Source organism: Cryobacterium sp. 10I1 (genome assembly GCF_035019805.1).
GTDB classification, from domain to species: domain Bacteria; phylum Actinomycetota; class Actinomycetes; order Actinomycetales; family Microbacteriaceae; genus Cryobacterium; species Cryobacterium glucosi.
In genome coordinates this window covers 1-229 of record NZ_JASJVF010000707.1, presented here as the reverse complement: position 1 = coordinate 229, position 229 = coordinate 1, and the positions used below count along the sequence as shown (strand labels likewise).

The following is a 229-nucleotide window of genomic DNA, read 5'->3' as shown; positions in this document are numbered from 1 at the left end:
CACCCCGATCGCAGGCGAGATCCGCCGCCAGGTGTCCGCCGGCGTGCCGTACCTCGGCTACTCCGCCGGTGCCATGATCGCCGCAGAGCGTGCCCTCGTCGGCGGTTGGCGCCTGGGCGAGGTCGAGGTCAGCGCGGAAGCGGCCTCTGAAGGCCTCGACGAACTCACCATCCAGCCCGGCATCGGCCTGCTCGACGTCACCGTCGACGTGCACGCCGCCCAGTGGGGA

1 protein-coding gene is annotated in these 229 nt (G+C 72.1%); it reads left to right on the top strand.

The features are described 5' to 3' along the window. Window positions 1-229 (top strand): Type 1 glutamine amidotransferase-like domain-containing protein (locus tag QN345_RS20440; protein ID WP_323509284.1); only part of this gene is annotated, 229 nt, incomplete at both ends.